The sequence below is a fragment of the Martinezella multihospitum genome (assembly GCF_900094585.1).
Lineage (GTDB): Bacteria > Pseudomonadota > Alphaproteobacteria > Rhizobiales > Rhizobiaceae > Rhizobium > Rhizobium multihospitium.
The window spans coordinates 127,755-144,431 of record NZ_FMAG01000011.1; the positions used below are offsets into that span (position 1 = coordinate 127,755).

Sequence of the window (16,677 nt, forward strand, 5' to 3'; positions counted from 1 at the left end):
TATTTCACTTTGTCTCGAGCTCCGCAAGCGCCGATGCGAGCACCCTATCGGACAGCGTGTAGATCGCGGCATTTTCGGTATAGACCAGCATGCAGTCGATGCGTTTTCCCGGGTAAAGCGGTGAAAGGATGTCGCGGTAGATGGCAAGCTGCGCCCTGTGCGCGAAGGGAATGGCGCTTTCCTCGGCAGGCGGCACGCGATTCGTCTTGTAGTCGAGGACGATGACGCGATCGTCCAGCACGGCCAGACGGTCGATGCGGCCCGAAACTGCGTAGGACTGGCTGCCGAGTTTCAGCGTACCCATGATCGAGACTTCGGCTTGTGCATGCGTGCTGAAGGTGCCTTGCAGATCCGGATGGGAGAGCAGCGCCATGACCGAACCGACCAACCCATCCCGCTCGGCCTGCGGCCAGAAGCGCGCGGCCCGTTCGGCATAGCGCCTGGCGGCATCGGCGCGCTCCTCGGGCACGATTTCGGGCAAGGTCTGCAGCATCCGGTGAATGAAGCGGCCCTTCTGGAGCGCACGGTCGGATTTCGTCTTTTCGCCGAAAAGCGCCGACGTCATCAGCAGATCATCGGCTTCCTCGTCGATGACGGTGCCGACGCCGGAGGGGCTGAGTGGCCGCGGCAAGCTTTTCTGCGGCGGCAATGGCCGGCTGAGACCCGCCGGCAGGCCGACGCGCTCCGAGCGCTTCTCATGCTCTCTTGCGGTCTCGAATTCGAGCTGAACCTGGGCAACCCGCCAGCTCAACCCCTCCCAGTCGCCGTCAGGTCCGGTGAAGGTCTTCTGCGTGCAATGCAGCTCATCCCCGCGCAGCGCTGCGGAAATCATGGCGTGCCAGGTATCGGCATTTTCGCGGATGCCGCGATAGCCGCAGATGATAAGCCGGTCGGCGGCGCGCGTCATGCCGACATAGAGGAGGCGGCGATATTCCTCTTCCGCTAGCGCCTGCAGCCGCGCGGTATCGGCCTGCGTCAGCGAATTGGCGAGCGCCGAGACCGGCACCCAGACCGGCAGCGGCATCTCGTCCCCACTGGTTTCGATCAGCCGCATCTTCGGCAGATGCGTATGGGTAAAGGCCTTGCCGCCGCCATCGACGAGGAAGACGATCGGTGCCTCCAGGCCCTTCGACGCATGCACCGTCATAATCCGCACTTCATTGCGGCCCTTGTCCTGCTCGCGCTTGACCGTCGGCGCCTCCAGCTCCAGCGTCGAGATGAAGGATTGCAGGCCGGGCAGGCCGCTCGTCTCGTGATCGAGGGTAAAGGTCAGGAATTCGTCGAGGATATCGCTGACCTCGGTGCCGAGCCGCGCCAGAAACTTCCGCCGACCGCCGAAGCTGCCGAGCACGCGCGCATAGAAATCATGCACGGGCAGGCTCTTCGACAAGGCAAGGAAGGTTCGTAGCCGCTCGACCACCTGGCTGAAGCGCTCATGGCCGTCCGCGGCAAATCTCTGCAGATGGCTCCAGACGCTTTCCTCGTCATCGCGATAGGCGGCAACGGCAAAGACATCCTCCTCGCTGAGGTCGAACAACGGGCTCTTCATCAGTGCTGAGAGCGAAAGATCGTCCTCCGGCAGCAGCAGGAAGCGGCCGAGCGCCAGAAGGTCCTGGATGGCGATATGGCTGGTCAGCACCAGACGATCGGCGCCGGCGACGGGAATGTTGCCGCGTCGCTTCAGGGCGCGCGTCAACGCATTGACGAAGCTGTCGCGCTTGCGCACCAGCACGAGAATGTCACCCGCCTCGATGAACCGGGCCTTGCCCTTCTCGATGATCTTTTCCCGGCCGACGAGATTGCCGATCGTGTGCGCCATCCGCCGCGCGAGGATCGCAGCCGGCGCGCTTTCCGGCGTTGAATCGAAAGGTGCCGTCCAGTCCTCCTCCTTGGCCGCCGGTTCCGGCGCGATCATCTCCCAGAGATCGACGGCGCCGAGGTGGCCGATGCGGCTGGAGCGATGCACGACAGGCTCGTCGACGGCACTGAGCCCGCGGGCATTCTCCGGGCTGGTGAAGACATGGTCGACGGCGCCAAGGACATCGGCGGTCGAGCGGAAGGAGAGGGGTAAGCGGATCGACGAGAATTGCTGGCCGCTGGCCGCCACGCGCCGCCGCGTACGGTCGCTCTCCTCGGAAAAGCGTTCGGGACGAGCGCCCTGGAACGAATAGATCGACTGCTTCTCGTCGCCGACGGCAAAGATGGTCCTGAGCGTCGGCCGGGCGCTGTCGCCGGAAAAGAAATCCTCCGCCAGCGACTGGATGACGCTCCATTGGATCGGGCTGGTATCCTGCGCCTCGTCCACCAGAATATGGTCGATACCCTGGTCCAGCTTGTAGTGAATCCAGGGGCCGACGTCCTTTTTGGTCAGAAGATCGGCCGTGCGGGTGATGAGATCCTCGAAGTCGAGCTGGCTGCGCCGCTTCTTCAGCTCCTCATAATCGCGGTTCAGGCGATCCGCGAGAATGAGGGCGGCATGGGTGGCGCGATACATTCGCATCAGCTTCAGCCGGTCGCGGCAGGCAACCACATGGGAGCGCGCTACAGCCACGGCATCAGCGAGCGCCGGAGCGTCAGCCAGCATCGCCTTGACGAAGAACTGGCTGTCGGATTTTGGTTCGCCCTTGGCGGTCAGCACTGCCTTTTCGAGGATCTCGGCGCGGGCGATCGGATTGGCCTCGCGCTTGGCAAGGCGCAGCGCATAGGCGACCTCCTGTGCCTTCGCGCCGCCCTTCTCGTCGGCGAGCGTGAGATAAAGCTCCAGCGTCGCGCCGGAGAGGCCAGGCAGTGGCCAGTATTGCTCGGCTATGCTCGTTTCCGTCTCACCGGACGACAGGCCAAGCCGGCCAAGCAATGCAGCTTCGATGCCGCCTTTGCGCTCGGCTGCCTCCGTGAAACGGCGGATCGCATTGCGATTGGCGACGATATCGCCGAGCAGCGTTTCAAGTCCCGACTCATCACCGAGATCGAGTACATAGTCGAAAGCGCGCGCCAGTTCGGCATCGCCATAGGGCGTGGTCGAGGCCAGCAGCGCACGGCGGGCATCGTCGAGCAGCACTTCGGCGGCGCGATCGTCGAGAACGGAGAAATGCCCGGCGACGTTGGCCTCGAGCGGGAATTGATGCAGCAAGGCCTCGCAAAAGGCATGGATCGTCTGGATCTTCAGTCCACCCGGTGTTTCCAGCGCCTTGGCAAACAGCCGCCGTGCCTCGGCGAGCTTGAAAAAATCGGGCTCCCTGCCTTCGATATCCGCGATGCGCTTCTTTAGTTCATCGTCTGGCATCGTCGCCCATGCAGCGAGCCGGTCGAAGACGCGGTTCGACATTTCGGAAGCGGCAGCCTTGGTATAGGTCAGGCAGAGGATCGCCGAAGGTCGCGCCCCGGCCAGCAGCAGGCGGATGACGCGCTGCGTCAGCACATGCGTCTTGCCGGAACCGGCATTGGCCGAAACCCAGGCCGAGCGTTCAGGATCGGAGGCGATGGACTGCTGGATGGTCGTCCAGCCGATCCAGACGCCGGGATCGTCGCTTTCGGGCAGAATGGCGATATCGTCGGCGGAAAACTCACTCATCGCCGCCGCCTTCCTGCTCGGTCTCGGCCGTCGACCATTCCGAAACGCGGGCGAGGTGATCGTAGTCACCGCCATATTCGAATTGCTGCGCCGGGATCAATCGCGAGGAAAAGCCTTTCTCCCCCGATTGCAGCAGCGAGACGAATTTCACCAGCTGGTCCATCGACTCCTGCGCGAGATCCATAGCCGACTTCGTTTCCGTCTTGCCGCCCCGGCTGGAATGCTCGTTGTTGACCTGATCAACCTTAAAGCGATCGCCGGGCCGCAAGCGAACATAAAGCAGGTTTTCAGGAATCAGCGCGCCGATATTGCGGAAGGCGCCGGCCTTCAGCGCGTAGGCTTCCAGCGCCAGCTGCGGGTCGAGGAGTGCGCGCGCCTGTGGCGGCGAGGGATTGTAGCCGGTCTTGTAATCGATGAGATCGGCGCCCTTGTCGCTCTTGATGTCGATACGGTCGGCAACACCGGTGAGACGAACGCCGATCGGTTCGATCTCGACGCCGGCAGGCACTTCCGTCGCGGTTTTACGAACTTCCGGCCGCCGTTCCGCTTCCCACTCAAGGAAGGCGCGTGCCACCTGGCGAAAGCGCGGCCGCCAGACGCTATCGATATGAATAGGCAGCCGCTCGGCATCGAAAAGTTCGGCGATGATGCGATCCATGGCGAGCGCCGCATCCGGCGTGCCGGCCACGTGCCCTTCGCGGACGAAACGGTCGATGATCTTGTGGTAGAGTGTGCCGCGCTCGGCCGGGCCGGGATCGCGATTGAACGGCTCCACAGGATCGAGCCGCAGCACCCGCCGTGCATAGATCGAATAGGGGTCGCGCCGCAGCCGGCCGACTTCACTGAAGGAATAACTCTTCGGCTGCAATTCTACAGGCGGCTTTGGCGCAGGCCGTAGTGCCGGAGCCTGGTTTTCACCCTCGTCGATCATTGCGGCCCAATGCCGGTACTGGTCGCCGCGCGCCTTCATCGCCTCTTCCAACTCCTCGCCGCCGAGCGCGATCAGCCGTTGCAGCCAACGCGACGCGACCGTCGGTGTCGACCCCTGACGCAGCGCGCGGGAATAGATCAGATCGCGGGTGCCGTTCGCCATTTCGAAATCGTGGGCGAGCTGGCCGATGCGGCGCTCCGGCGGCTCCAGGCCGATCTCGGTCTTCATGCTGCGGGAGATGAAGGGATTGTTTGCCGTCTGCCCCGGCCAGGACCCTTCGTTCAACCCGCCGAGGATCAGCGTATCGACGCTTTGCAGACGCGCTTCCAGCGTACCGAAGATGAAGAGGCGGGGATGGCTGAGCGCGCGTGGCTTCACCGCCTGTCCCACGCAGAGCGCCGCCACAATGTCGATCCACTGCACCCCATCGGCTTCGAGCTGGCCATCGGTCTCGATGACATCCCGCAGCAGGCTGGCAAGCGTGTCGCCGGCCTCGCCGGACCAGATGTTGGCGAGGTCGCCGCGTTCGTCGACGGCTGCGGCTTCGAGGGCACGCCCGGTGCGCTCGGCCCAGTCCGAAAGGGTCAGCAGACCTTCCGAGGCGGGCAGGGAAAGCGCCGATACCAGCGGCTCGCAGGCGGTCGTCACCCGCCGCGCCAGCGCCCGCGCATGCTCGATCGCTTCGGGAGGCAGGGATTTGCGCCATTGCGGCGCATGCCGATCATTGGCCTGCTCGGCGACCCGCTCGTCGAGCAAAGCTTCCAATGTTCCGAGTTCGACATCGGCAACGCCGCCCCGCAGCGCCAGGATTTCCAGCGCATCGACACCGGGTTGACGGATATTTGCGGGCAGCCCGAGCAGGGCGAGGGGATGCTTGAGTAGCGAGACGATCGCAACGGGATCGCCCGGGCGAAGGGTTGCTTCCAGCAGCAATTGCAGCAGCGTGCCTTGCGGCGTGGCGTTTAGCGGCGTGCCAGCGGAATCGTCGGCGGTGATGCCGAAGCGGGCGAGTTCGGCGGTGACGCGTCGCGCCAGATTGCGGTCGGGCGTGATCAAGGCCGCCTGGCTTTCGCCGCCGTCGCGTCCCGGCTTGTCCAGCGCCAGCCGCAGGGCAATGGCGATTGCGGTCGCTTCCTCGCGCTCGTTGGCAGCTTCGATGAGCGCGACATCGCCAAAAGCATCCGAGATGGCATCGGGAGAAAGCGTCTTACGCCAACTTCCCCAACCGCTCGTCGCCTTCGCCGGCGCCAGCGCACGCGACAGGATCTGCGCCCGCATTTGCATCGTGTCAGCCGCTTCCGCGACGGTTTCGACATCGCGACGGGTAACGCGCAACCGCTTCAGGAGCAGCGACAGGCCATATTGCGGATGGCTGCGCGTGGTCGGATCGGCCCGTTCGCCGATCGACGTTTCCGGCGCCACCAGCTGCCAATCTTCGTCCGGCATCGTCAGATCGAGGCCGGGGAGTACGATCACCCCCTGCGACAGCGCCGCGACGGCCGCGATCAACTCCGCCGTTGCCGGCACCGAGCCGGTCGATCCGGCAATGATGACGGGGCCGGGGTGCCGCATGGTCGAAATCCGCTGCACCTCGGCGCGCAGAATGGCGTTGCGATTGCGGGCTGGCGATGATTTGCCGAGCTCTTCGAGGCGCGCAGGCCAGAAGGCGCTGGCAATCGCTAGAAATTCCGCCGTCAGCTGCCACCAGAGCGCATGATCTTCGGCGCTGAGATTGGCAAGCTCGCTCCACTCGCGGTCCTCGGTCTCAAGGGAATCGATGAGTTCGGCGAGATTGCGGGCGAGCCATATGGCATCCGCCGGGCTCGCGGGTGCGACCAGCGGCGAATCGGAGTGAATGTCGCGCACGATCTGCGGCAGCTTGTTGCGCCAGGCAAGGATCAGCCGCGCCAGTTCCAGGAGCCGGGCGGTATTGGCCAGCGGCTGTGCCAGATCGGCCGTTTCCGGCAAGGCTTCCTCGAAATAGCCGCTGTCGTCATCGGTCTCGCCGAGCGGGCGGATGACGGGCAGGATGGCGGAGCGGCCGCCGAGCAGCTCGACGAATTCCGAGCGCAGCACGCGCGCCGCGCGCCGCGTCGGCAGGAAGATGCTGACCTTGGCGAGCGAGAGCGGATCGCTCGGATCGTGGTGGAAATGTTCGGTCAGCCGCCCGTCGCAGAGAGCGGCCGCAAGTGTCTTCAGGAAGGGCAGGCCCGTCGGAATCGTCAGGATGCGCTGCCGGTGTCCGCCCGTCATAGGCTCACGCAAACGCCCGGTAAGTCCGGATCGCTTCCTCCGCCTCGCCAACTGCTTCTGGCGTGCCCACGGTCAGCCAATGGCCGTCGAGCATGGTGCCATAGAGCCGGCCGCGCGCGATGGCCTTGTCGAAATAGATGTTGATATTGAAAGCATCATCGGGCGCATCGTCCAGAAGGGACGGGTTCATGACAAAGGCCCCAGCATAGACGACGCCATTATATTGCGCATCGCGATAGCGTCTGAGCTGGCCGTCTTCGGCCATGCTGAAGTCATTCTTGCCGTTATGGCCCGTGGTTCGCTCCAGCTCGACGCAGAGCATGGCGATATCCATGTGGTTCTCGTCGTAGAATCCGGCTAATCGATACAGGTTCGTAGGCTGGCCTGGCGTTTCGCCGATCCAGAACAGATCGGCGTTCATGACGAAGATCGGATCGCGATTCAGCAGCTTCAGACCCTTGACGATACCGCCGCCATTGTTCATCAGCGCATCCCGTTCATCCGAGATCAGGATTTCAAGGCCGCGATAGCTGTGGAGATGTTCCTCCATCTGATCCGCATGGTGATGTACATTGACCACGGCCTGCTCGACGCCGGCTTCCACGAGCGCATCCAGCACATAGTCGATCATCGGCTTGCCGGCGATTTTCACCAGCGGCTTCGGGGTGGTGTCGGTGATCGGGCGCATGCGGGTTCCGAGCCCCGCGGCTAATACCATGGCTTGCTTGATGGTCATCTCGTCTCGAACTTTCGATTCGCCTCTGCTTTCCTTAACACAGGGGAGGAAAGCCGTCGCCGGGTCTCTGGCTGTTATGCCCGGCCGATCCCGGCCTTCTCGCACCAGTCGCGCAAGGGCGCGAGCGCTTCATGCTCGAAGGCGATGGCGAGATAGGCGAGCGTGCGCGGCATATGCTTCAGATAGCCCGGCTTGCCGTCGCGCTGCAGGAGCCGCACCCAGAGGCCGGCAAGCTTGCAGTTGCGCTGCGCCGACATGATCGCCCAGCTTTTCAGGAACTTTGCCTCGTCGAAACCGCCCTGGGCGTGCCGAAGTGCGAGGTAATCAGCCATCAGCTGGTCATGCAGATCGCGCTCGATCGTCACGCGCGCATCCTGCACCAGCGAAGCGACGTCATAGGAAGTCGGCCCGATCATCGCATCCTGGAAATCGATGATGCCGACGCGCTTTATGCCCTCTTCGTGTGCGCGCCAAATGATGTTCGGCGAATGCATGTCGCGCAGCAGCAGGTTCTTTTCCGCGTCGTCGAGCTGATCGATCAGCCTATCCCAGATCGCCAGATACTCGTCGCGTTCGATCTCGCTTGCTGGCGTGCCGCGCTTCCACGGCAGATGCCAGTCGAGCAGCAGCCGCGCTTCCATCTTCATCGCGGTCCGGTCGAAATCTGGAATGTGATGGGTGTGGTCAGCCGTGACCGGAATGTCACGGGGAATGGAAAGGCCGTGCAGACGCGCAAGGCAGGCGACGCTGGCGCGATAACGCTCGGCAATCGGCCTGCCTTCTGCATCAAGCACGCCATCGGTGCCGAGATCCTCGATCATGAGAATGCCGAGATCATAGTCGGCGGCGAAGATTTCCGGGGCGGCAAAGCCGTTTTTGCTGAGGACATTGGCGATCGCCACGAAGGGATATGTATCCCAGGCGAGATGCGCGACTTTCGGATAGGGCTTGCCGTCAAGCACCGGCGGCCCTTCCGGCAGGCGCGGCCAGTCCATCAGGATCACGCGGTTGCTGCCATCGGCGGGATAAATGGACTCGTAAGCCCGCAACGAGGCGTCGCCGGTAAGGAAACGTCTGACGGCGCCGCGATAACCATGCGAATCGAGAAAGGCGCGGATAGCAAGCACGCGCTCGATGCGCGCCATCTGCTTGGCCGGTGCCGTGATGATGGCCCGCCGCCCTTCGCCTTCATGCGTGAGCTTGAGGTCGACGCGCTCCTTCGGCAGTTCACCCTCGGCCATTTCGGGCCATTCGACCAGGCAGATGCCAGTCTGCAGGACCTCGTCGAAGCCGAGTTCCATCAATTCGCTGGGATCGCCGAGGCGATAGAGATCGAAATGCGAGACAGGGATGCGCAACTCATAGGATTGCACGAGCGTGAAGGTCGGGCTCGGCACATCCAGTTCTGCATCGTCGGCCATGGCGCGCAGCAACGCGCGTGCCAGCGAGGATTTGCCCGCGCCGAGATCGCCTGATAGTGCCAGACAGTCGCCGACCTTCAGGGCCAGCGCCAGATCCTCGCCGAGCTGGGCCGTGGCGGTGTCGTCTGCGAGGAAAAGGGAAATGCTGTTGTTGGAGGCTGTCATTCTGCTGCGACGGAGTGAGGCAGTTCAGCCGAAGGAATCCGGCAGGTGACCGTCGTTCCCTTGCCCGGCTGGCTTTCGATCGAAACCTCGCCTTCATGCAGGCTGACGAAGCTTTCGACGATCGAAAGGCCGAGGCCTGCGCCGCTGCGCTTGCCACCCTTGCCGCCGGAGGCAAAGCGGTTAAAGACGCTTTGGATCAGCTCTTCCGGTATGCCAGGACCCTTGTCGGCGACCGAGAAGACGAAATCCGCGCCTTCGCGTCCGCATTTCAGCGAAATTGTCGATCCCTCTGGCGCGAAATTGGCGGCATTGGTCAGGAGCTTGAGCAGGATCTGCTTCAATCGCTGCTGATCGGCAACGATAGAGCCGAGGTGAGCCGGCACGGTGATTTCGAGCGTCACACCGCTTTCCTGAAGTCGGTCGGCGATCTGCATCGAGACTTCGTCGAGCAGGTCGGAAAGCATGATCTCGGAATAGTTCAGCCGCATGATACCGGCGTCGAGCGTCGCGAGGTCGAGAATGTCGTTGACCAGCGTCAGCAACACGGAAGACGAGGTTGAGATATGGTCGATATATTCGGCCTGCCGCTCGTTCAGAGAACCGATGCCCGGCGTCTTCAGAAGGTCGGTAAAGCCGATGATGTTGGTCAGCGGCGAGCGCAGCTCGTAGGAAACATGCTGGACGAAATCGTTCTTCAGCTCGTCCGCCTTCAGCAGTGCTTCGTTCTTCTCGGTCAGGGCGCGTTCGGCGCGAACGCTGTCGGTTTTGTTGACGAAGGTCAGCATGGTCTGCGCGTTCGGCAGCGGAATGACGGCGTAGTCGAGCACCAGATTGGAATAGAGCTCTAGCGTGCCCTGCGAGGATGGGCGCTCGTCGTCGAAGCTGGTGATCTGCTCGGCGAAGCGCTTCCAGCCGTCCGGCCGGTCATATGAGGGAACGCAGGCTTCGGCGAGCGCCTGGATATGCGTGCCGGGCTTCGCCTGCGCCTCTGTGATGTTCCAGAGAATGCGGAAAGCCGGATTCGACAGGCGGATACGGCCATCGGGACCGAAAACGGCGACGCCTTCGGAGAGATGATCGATGGTTTCGCCCTGGACCTTGACCAGCGTGTTGTAGCGGGTTTCGAGATCGACCTGCTCGGTCAGGTTCTCGAACACCCAGGTAGCTCCCCCTTGAGGATGCGCTGTGGCGAAGACCCTGAGAATCTGGCCGTTGGGCAGGTGCCAGAGATCGGTCTGCGTATCGAGGGCGCGATAGACCGAAAGGACGCCGTCCTTCCACGTCTTCCAGTTCAGCTGCTCGGGTAGCTTCTTGGCGCTGCGCAGCCTGTCCAGCAGCTCGCTATTGTCGGGCCGCTTTTCGAGGAATGCGATGTCGAGTTCCCAGAGCTGGACGAAAGCCTGATTGTAGAATTGCAGCCGCCGATCGCCGTCGAAGATCGCAACCGGCGTTGCCAGATGATCGAGCGTTTCGGCGTGGCTCTTCAGTGTGCGTGCAAGTTCCGCCCGAACGCCTTCCGCCTCGGAGACGTCGATGGCGATGCCGGCGGAACCGTTCGGAGCCTTCACATCGACGACATCGAAGAAGGTGCGGTTGCCGTGCACGACGGTCGAGATCTTGTCATGAAAGGGCGATTCCGGCGTGGCGGCGGCGCGAATACGCTCGCGGGTCACGGTCGTCAGGAATTCCCGCCCCTCTCGCACGGCCTCATCGGTCGAAACTGCTTCCACCGCCTCGCCATAGGCCTGGTTGACCCAGGTCAGCGTGCCTTCCGCATCGCGCTGCCAGACCGGCAGGTCGATGGCATCAAGCAGATTCTGGAAGGTGGAGATCGAGGTCATCAGCCGGTCGCGCTCGATCTTCAGCTCGGCGAGTTCCGCGCGCAGATTGTTGAGCGCGATGAAGCGGACGAAGGCGCGGCCACCGGAAATGCGGCCCTGCGCTTCGAGGATTTCGTCGCGGTTGGTTTCGACCACCATGTCAAAACTCTGGCCGCTGCCGCGCAGCTTGTCGATCGCCTTGTCGAGCTCGCCGGCCGACCATGATCTCAGCCAGCGTCCGAAGGCGAGGAATTCATTGTCCTGGGGCGCGCCGGTCTCGACCGGCAGCTGGCCGAGCAGCTCCGGCCGCGCATTCTGGCCGTCCCAGATGACGATGCGGCGGTTTTTGTCGGCGATCAGTGCCTGATATTGCGAAATGCGTTGATTGGCGTCGGAGAGAGCCGTGCGGATCTCGCGGCTTTCGCTTTCCATGTTGCCGCGCTGCCGGACCATCCACATGGTCGAGAGGAGCGCGGCGGAAATGACGCCGATGATGACGGAGAAGACGGCCATTTCGGATGAGGTGAAGAGGCGCATGCTCGCCTGCGCGGCATCATTGCTCTGCGCGAGAACGGGACCTGCCAGGCCGGTCATGAGACCGCCGAAAACGCTGAGCCGCAGCAAGCGGCTCAGGCGCGCCAGCCGACCTTTGCCGTGCTTCGTTTTTGCCGAAAGCCGATATGCACTGCCCTGCCGCAACCGCGCCGCCGCTTGGCGTAGCGCTGGCTGATGCAGGTTGTCTTCCCCTTCAAACATAAGAGGTCTGTCTCCGTCTTTCAGAGCGTGATGCCGAAAAGTGCAAGCGGTTTTCGGACGACATCATGCTCTACTTATTTAATTGTAGAGTGGATTCAGATTTCAGGTCGAACCGATCTGAAATCATCCGGCTCTACTGTGCCGCATTCTGACAAGACATCCCATTTTCATGGCTCCGGGCACGCCCGGTTCGTCACGAATCAAGTGTAAAAACAATACTGCCTAAGGGAATCTGCGGGAAGGGAGCTGGCTAAAAAATAAGCCCCGGCATTTGTCAATGCCAGGGCCACAAGATGTTGTGGATACTGTTTTTGTAATCAGTATCTGTAGTGGTCGGACTTGAACGGACCCTGCGGCGTCACGCCGATATACGCTGCCTGTTCGCCGGAAAGCTCCGTCAGCTTCACGCCGAGCTTCGCGAGATGCAGGCGGGCGACCTTCTCGTCGAGGTGCTTCGGCAGAACATAGACTTCGCTCTTGTAGTGGCCGGGCTTGGTGAAGAGCTCGATCTGCGCCAGCGTCTGGTTGGTGAAGGAAGCCGACATCACGAAGGACGGATGGCCGGTGGCGTTGCCGAGGTTCAGGAGGCGGCCTTCCGAGAGCAGGATGATGCGGTTGCCCTTGGAGAACTCGACCATGTCGACTTGCGGCTTGATGTTGGTCCACTTCTGGTTCCGCAGCGCGGCAACCTGGATCTCGTTGTCGAAGTGGCCGATGTTGCCGACGATCGCCATATCCTTCATCGCGCGCATATGGTCGATGCGGATGACGTCCTTGTTGCCGGTCGTGGTGATGAAGATGTCGGCCGAGGAAACGACGTCCTCGAGCTGAACGACTTCATAGCCGTCCATGGCGGCCTGCAGCGCGCAGATCGGGTCGACTTCCGTGACCTTGACGCGGGCGCCGGCGCCGGAGAGCGAAGCGGCAGAACCCTTGCCGACGTCGCCGTAACCGCAGACGACGGCAACCTTGCCGGCCATCATGACGTCGGTGGCGCGGCGGATACCGTCAACCAGCGATTCCTTGCAGCCGTACTTGTTGTCGAACTTCGACTTGGTGACCGAGTCGTTGACGTTGATCGCCGGGAAGGGCAGCAGGCCCTTCTGGCTGAGCTGGTACAGACGGTTGACGCCAGTGGTGGTTTCTTCGGTCACGCCCTTGATGGCGTCGCGCTGCTTGGTGAACCAGCCAGGCGTTGCCTGAAGGCGCTTCTTGATCTGAGCGAAGAGGATTTCCTCTTCTTCCGAATGCGGATTGGAGAGCACATCCTCACCGGCTTCGGCGCGGGCGCCGAGCAGGATGTACATCGTGGCGTCGCCGCCGTCGTCGAGGATCATGTTGGAGAGACCGCCATCGGTCCACTGGAAGATCTTGTCCGTGTAGGTCCAGTAGTCCTCGAGGCTTTCGCCCTTGATGGCGAAGACCGGAACGCCGGAGGCGGCGATCGCGGCAGCGGCATGGTCCTGCGTCGAGAAGATGTTGCAGGATGCCCAGCGCACTTCGGCGCCGAGTGCGACCAGCGTCTCGATGAGAACGGCCGTCTGGATCGTCATGTGCAGCGAGCCGGTGATGCGTGCACCCTTCAGCGGCTGGGCTTCGCCGAATTCGGCGCGGCAAGCCATCAGGCCCGGCATCTCGGTTTCGGCGATCGTGATTTCCTTGCGGCCGAAGTCGGCAAGGCCGATATCCGCGACGATGTAGTCCTTTTCAGTGCTCATGAAGGTCTCCAGCCTGAACGATGCAGTCGCGCCGCGGGCAGACGCCTCGGCCGAATGCAACAAGAATTGCACGCTGACAGCGTGTGGATGATGCCGTGTAGCAGGCTTCAGGGTGGAAATCAATGATGATATAAAGAAGTCTTTATGTCTTTATATCCAAGGCGACGATAGGCAGGAAAGCCTAGATTTCCTCGCCGAACTTGTTGGCAACCAGCTGGTCGAGCGCCTCGAGCGCTTCGGCTGCCTGATTGCCGCTTGCCGTGACAAGCACGCTGCAGCCGGGGCTGGCCGCGAGCATCATCAGGCCCATGATCGAGGTGCCGCCGACCGTGGTGCCGTCCTTCGAGACGGTGATCGCAGCGTCGTAAGCTTCGACGGTCTGCACGAATTTCGCCGACGCACGGGCATGCAGACCCCGCTTGTTGATAATCAGGAGTTCCCGGGAAAGCTCGGTCATGGGGGCGGTGTTTGCCTCGTTATTTGCCACTGAGCACACGGCTGGCCACGTTGATATATTTGCGGCCGGCCTCCGATGCTTCCACCAAAGCCCTTTCCATGTTGTTGTCGCCGCGCACGCCTGCGAGCTTGATCAGCATCGGCAGGTTGACGCCGGCGATGACCTCGGTGTGGCCGCTGTTCATGACGGAGATTGCGAGATTGGAAGGAGTGCCGCCGAACATGTCGGTGAGGATGATGACGCCGTGCCCGTCGTCGGCACCGGCAACGGCCTGCAGAATATCCTGCCGCCGCTTGTCCATGTCGTCTTCGGGACCAATGCATACCGTTTCTATGAACTTCTGCGGACCAACGACATGCTCGACAGCATGCCGAAACTCTTCAGCCAGCTTGCCATGAGTGACAAGCACAAGTCCAATCATGATATTACTGCTCCCATCGCATACGCAAACAGGTGGCCCATATCGCAATGCAGCAATGTCGTCCACCAGTGGGGGGACATCTTGGCGATGAAAAGACGAAGTGCAAGCTTAAAATACAGGATTCGCGCGCCTGTGCGGGCCTAAATGGCCGATTCATCGAAACTCGCGCCGATTTTCGCCATTAATATGGCGAGCGGATTCGCGAAGGTTGCAGCCACGCGGATCAAGGGCAACCGCGCGGATGCGGTAATATCGATCTGCTCATCCTCGGGTGGTAGTCTCTCCGCTGTTGCCGGGTCGACAGGGCGAACGGCGAAGTGCATTTCGGCCTCGGAAATATGAGGCATGCGAACGATGCCGGTGTAGCGGATTTCCATAAGCCCTGCGATCGGGGATGGGCATTTCGCAATAATGGAGCCGTTCTGTTCGGCAATCAGCACACGGTCGTCTGCGACCAGGCTTGCCGTCAATCCGAGCGGCTTGGCGGCCGCAAGGCAGGAGAAGGCGAGGGCGGATTTGCCGCTGCCCGAAGGGCCAAGGAACAGCAGCCCCGTCCTGCCGATGACGATCGCCGTTGCGTGGATATTGGTCGCATCGCCGGTCATGCGGCCGCTCACGCCGTCGTCTGGGCGGGCAGCGACAGGATGAAACGGGCGCCGAGCAGCGTCGCACCATCGCCGTCGACGATATTTTCGGCGCGCAGCGACCCGCCATGCGCCTCGGCGATCTGCCGGCTGATCGAAAGGCCGAGGCCGGAATTCTGCCCGAAACCTTCGGATTCGGGCCGGTCGGTATAGAAACGTTCGAAGATGCGGTCGATGTTTTCGGCCTGAATGCCTGGACCGTTATCCTCGATATAGATGACGCAGCGTGTCCGCGTCCGCGTCAGCCGGACGGTGATCTTGCCGGTTTCCGTCGGAACGAAGGAACGTGCGTTTTCGATGAGATTGGTCACGATCTGGCCAATGCGCAGGTCGTGGCCGTCGATGGAGAATTTCGCTTTGTTGCCCGGCTTGCGGTCGACGACATATTCGATCTCGACGGCCTTCTTGCTATGTCCGACCTGCCGGGAAATCTCGATCATGTCGCGCAGCAGCACTTCCAGATCGAGCGACTTCGCATCCGAACGGGCGAGTTCGGCATCGAGGCGCGATGCGTCTGAGATATCGCTGATCAGGCGATCCAGGCGGCGCACATCGTGCTGGATCACATCCATCAGCCGCTTCTTGGAATCGTCGCTCTTGGCAAGCGGTAGCGTTTCGACGGCGCTGCGCAGCGATGTCAGCGGGTTTTTCAGTTCGTGGCTGACGTCGGCCGCGAAGCTTTCGATCGCATCGATGCGGTCGTAAAGCGCCGAAGTCATGTCGCGAAGCGCGATTGACAGATTGCCGATCTCGTCTTGGCGGGCGGAAAAGTCCGGAATTTCCTCGCGTTCCTTCGCCCCGCCGCGGCGCACACGAATGGCCGCAGCCGAAAGCCGGCGCAGCGGATTGGCGATGGTGGAGGACAAGAGCAGCGACAGCACGACGTTGACGAGCGTTGCGACGCCGAAGACGCGCATGATCGCGAGACGTTCGGCATGGACGATCTTGTCGATGTCGCCGGCCTGGGTCGAGAGCAGCAAGACGCCGAGCACGGCGCGGAAGCGCTGGATCGGCACGGCAACCGAGACGATCAGCTCGCCCTTCTCCGTGGTGCGGACAACAGCACCGCGCACGCCGGTCAATGCGTTCATGACTTCCGGATAGATCGAGCCGTCGCCGCCGGGCGCTTCTTTATATACAGGCAGGTTGCCCGGCTGCAGCATCTTGTTGAGCAGCCCGCTGAACCAGTCAGACCAGCTCTGCTTCTCGTCGTCGACAGGCGGCAGGTCGTAGCGCAGCACCTGGCCGCGCGAATAGAGATGGCGGCTGTCGAGCAGCAGGTTGGCATCGGCATCGAAGATGCGGGCGCGGGTGCGCGTCGGCGAAATCAGCCGCGTCAGCACCGGCGCGACTTTTTCCGGATCGATCGGGAATTCCAGATCCTCATCGTTCGGAACGGGCGTAATGCTCTGGCCGGCCTGCAGTTCCAGCAGCTTCTGCGGATCGATGGTGATGGAGTTCGTGTCGACCGATGCCGAGGCGGAAACGGCGCCGGCGATGATTTCGCCCTGCGTCAGCAGGCTCTCGACGCGTGCGTCGATCAGGCCCTCGCGGAACTGGTTGAGGTAGAGAATGCCGCCGACGAGGACGACCAGCGCCGCCAGATTGAAGAACAGGATGCGGCGCGTCAGGCTCGAAAAGACGGCGTTGCCGAAGATACGGCGGATCAGAACGAAGGGATGAGTCCAGCGCCGGCGCGCGATTCGAGCGCCGCTCGGGCTTTCCGAGTCGTCCATATCCCTGTTCTGCACCAGCTGTGCCAAGCCTACGGCCCTTTCGAAGAA

10 protein-coding genes are annotated in these 16,677 nt (G+C 62.3%); all 10 read right to left on the reverse strand.

The genetic code is table 11. The features are described from left to right. Positions 1-4 precede the first annotated feature (4 nt). Positions 5-3,571: a double-strand break repair helicase AddA gene (gene addA, locus GA0061103_RS31145; RefSeq protein WP_092718780.1), complete on the reverse strand. Its 3,567-nt coding sequence runs from the start codon at positions 3,569-3,571 to the stop codon at positions 5-7. Beyond that, the gene (gene addB, locus GA0061103_RS31150; RefSeq protein WP_092718783.1) at positions 3,564-6,755 is read right to left on the reverse strand and encodes a double-strand break repair protein AddB; all 3,192 of its coding nucleotides are present in this window, start codon (positions 6,753-6,755) and stop codon (positions 3,564-3,566) included. The genes addA and addB overlap by 8 nt, the downstream gene beginning before the upstream one ends. 4 nt (positions 6,756-6,759) lie before the next feature. Next, positions 6,760-7,491, reverse strand: coding sequence for a nucleotidyltransferase family protein (locus GA0061103_RS31155; protein WP_092718786.1), 732 nt, complete (start codon positions 7,489-7,491; stop codon positions 6,760-6,762). A gap of 74 nt (positions 7,492-7,565) precedes the next feature. Then, positions 7,566-9,077 carry a tRNA (adenosine(37)-N6)-threonylcarbamoyltransferase complex ATPase subunit type 1 TsaE gene (gene tsaE, locus GA0061103_RS31160; protein WP_092718790.1) on the reverse strand — a complete coding sequence of 504 codons (1,512 nt, stop codon included), beginning with the start codon at positions 9,075-9,077 and terminating at the stop codon, positions 7,566-7,568. Continuing rightward, positions 9,074-11,491, reverse strand: a complete 2,418-nt coding sequence (locus GA0061103_RS31165) for a PAS domain-containing sensor histidine kinase (protein WP_245304931.1) — start codon at positions 11,489-11,491, stop codon at positions 9,074-9,076. Before GA0061103_RS31165 ends, tsaE begins: the two co-directional genes overlap by 4 nt. A 479-nt stretch (positions 11,492-11,970) precedes the next feature. Further along, positions 11,971-13,371, reverse strand: coding sequence for an adenosylhomocysteinase (ahcY, locus tag GA0061103_RS31170; RefSeq protein ID WP_092718795.1), 1,401 nt, complete (start codon positions 13,369-13,371; stop codon positions 11,971-11,973). Positions 13,372-13,552: 181 nt separating this feature from the next. Then, on the reverse strand, positions 13,553-13,828 hold the full coding sequence (locus tag GA0061103_RS31175; RefSeq protein ID WP_069613940.1) for an HPr family phosphocarrier protein: 276 nt from the start codon (positions 13,826-13,828) through the stop codon (positions 13,553-13,555). Positions 13,829-13,847: 19 nt separating this feature from the next. After that, positions 13,848-14,249, reverse strand: a complete 402-nt coding sequence (locus GA0061103_RS31180; protein ID WP_015338202.1) for a PTS sugar transporter subunit IIA — start codon at positions 14,247-14,249, stop codon at positions 13,848-13,850. 140 nt (positions 14,250-14,389) lie between these two features. Next, positions 14,390-14,854, reverse strand: coding sequence for an HPr kinase/phosphorylase (locus GA0061103_RS31185; RefSeq protein WP_092718798.1), 465 nt, complete (start codon positions 14,852-14,854; stop codon positions 14,390-14,392). 8 nt (positions 14,855-14,862) lie between these two features. Further along, positions 14,863-16,656 carry a sensor histidine kinase gene (locus GA0061103_RS31190; protein WP_208603596.1) on the reverse strand — a complete coding sequence of 598 codons (1,794 nt, stop codon included), beginning with the start codon at positions 16,654-16,656 and terminating at the stop codon, positions 14,863-14,865. Positions 16,657-16,677 lie beyond the last annotated feature (21 nt).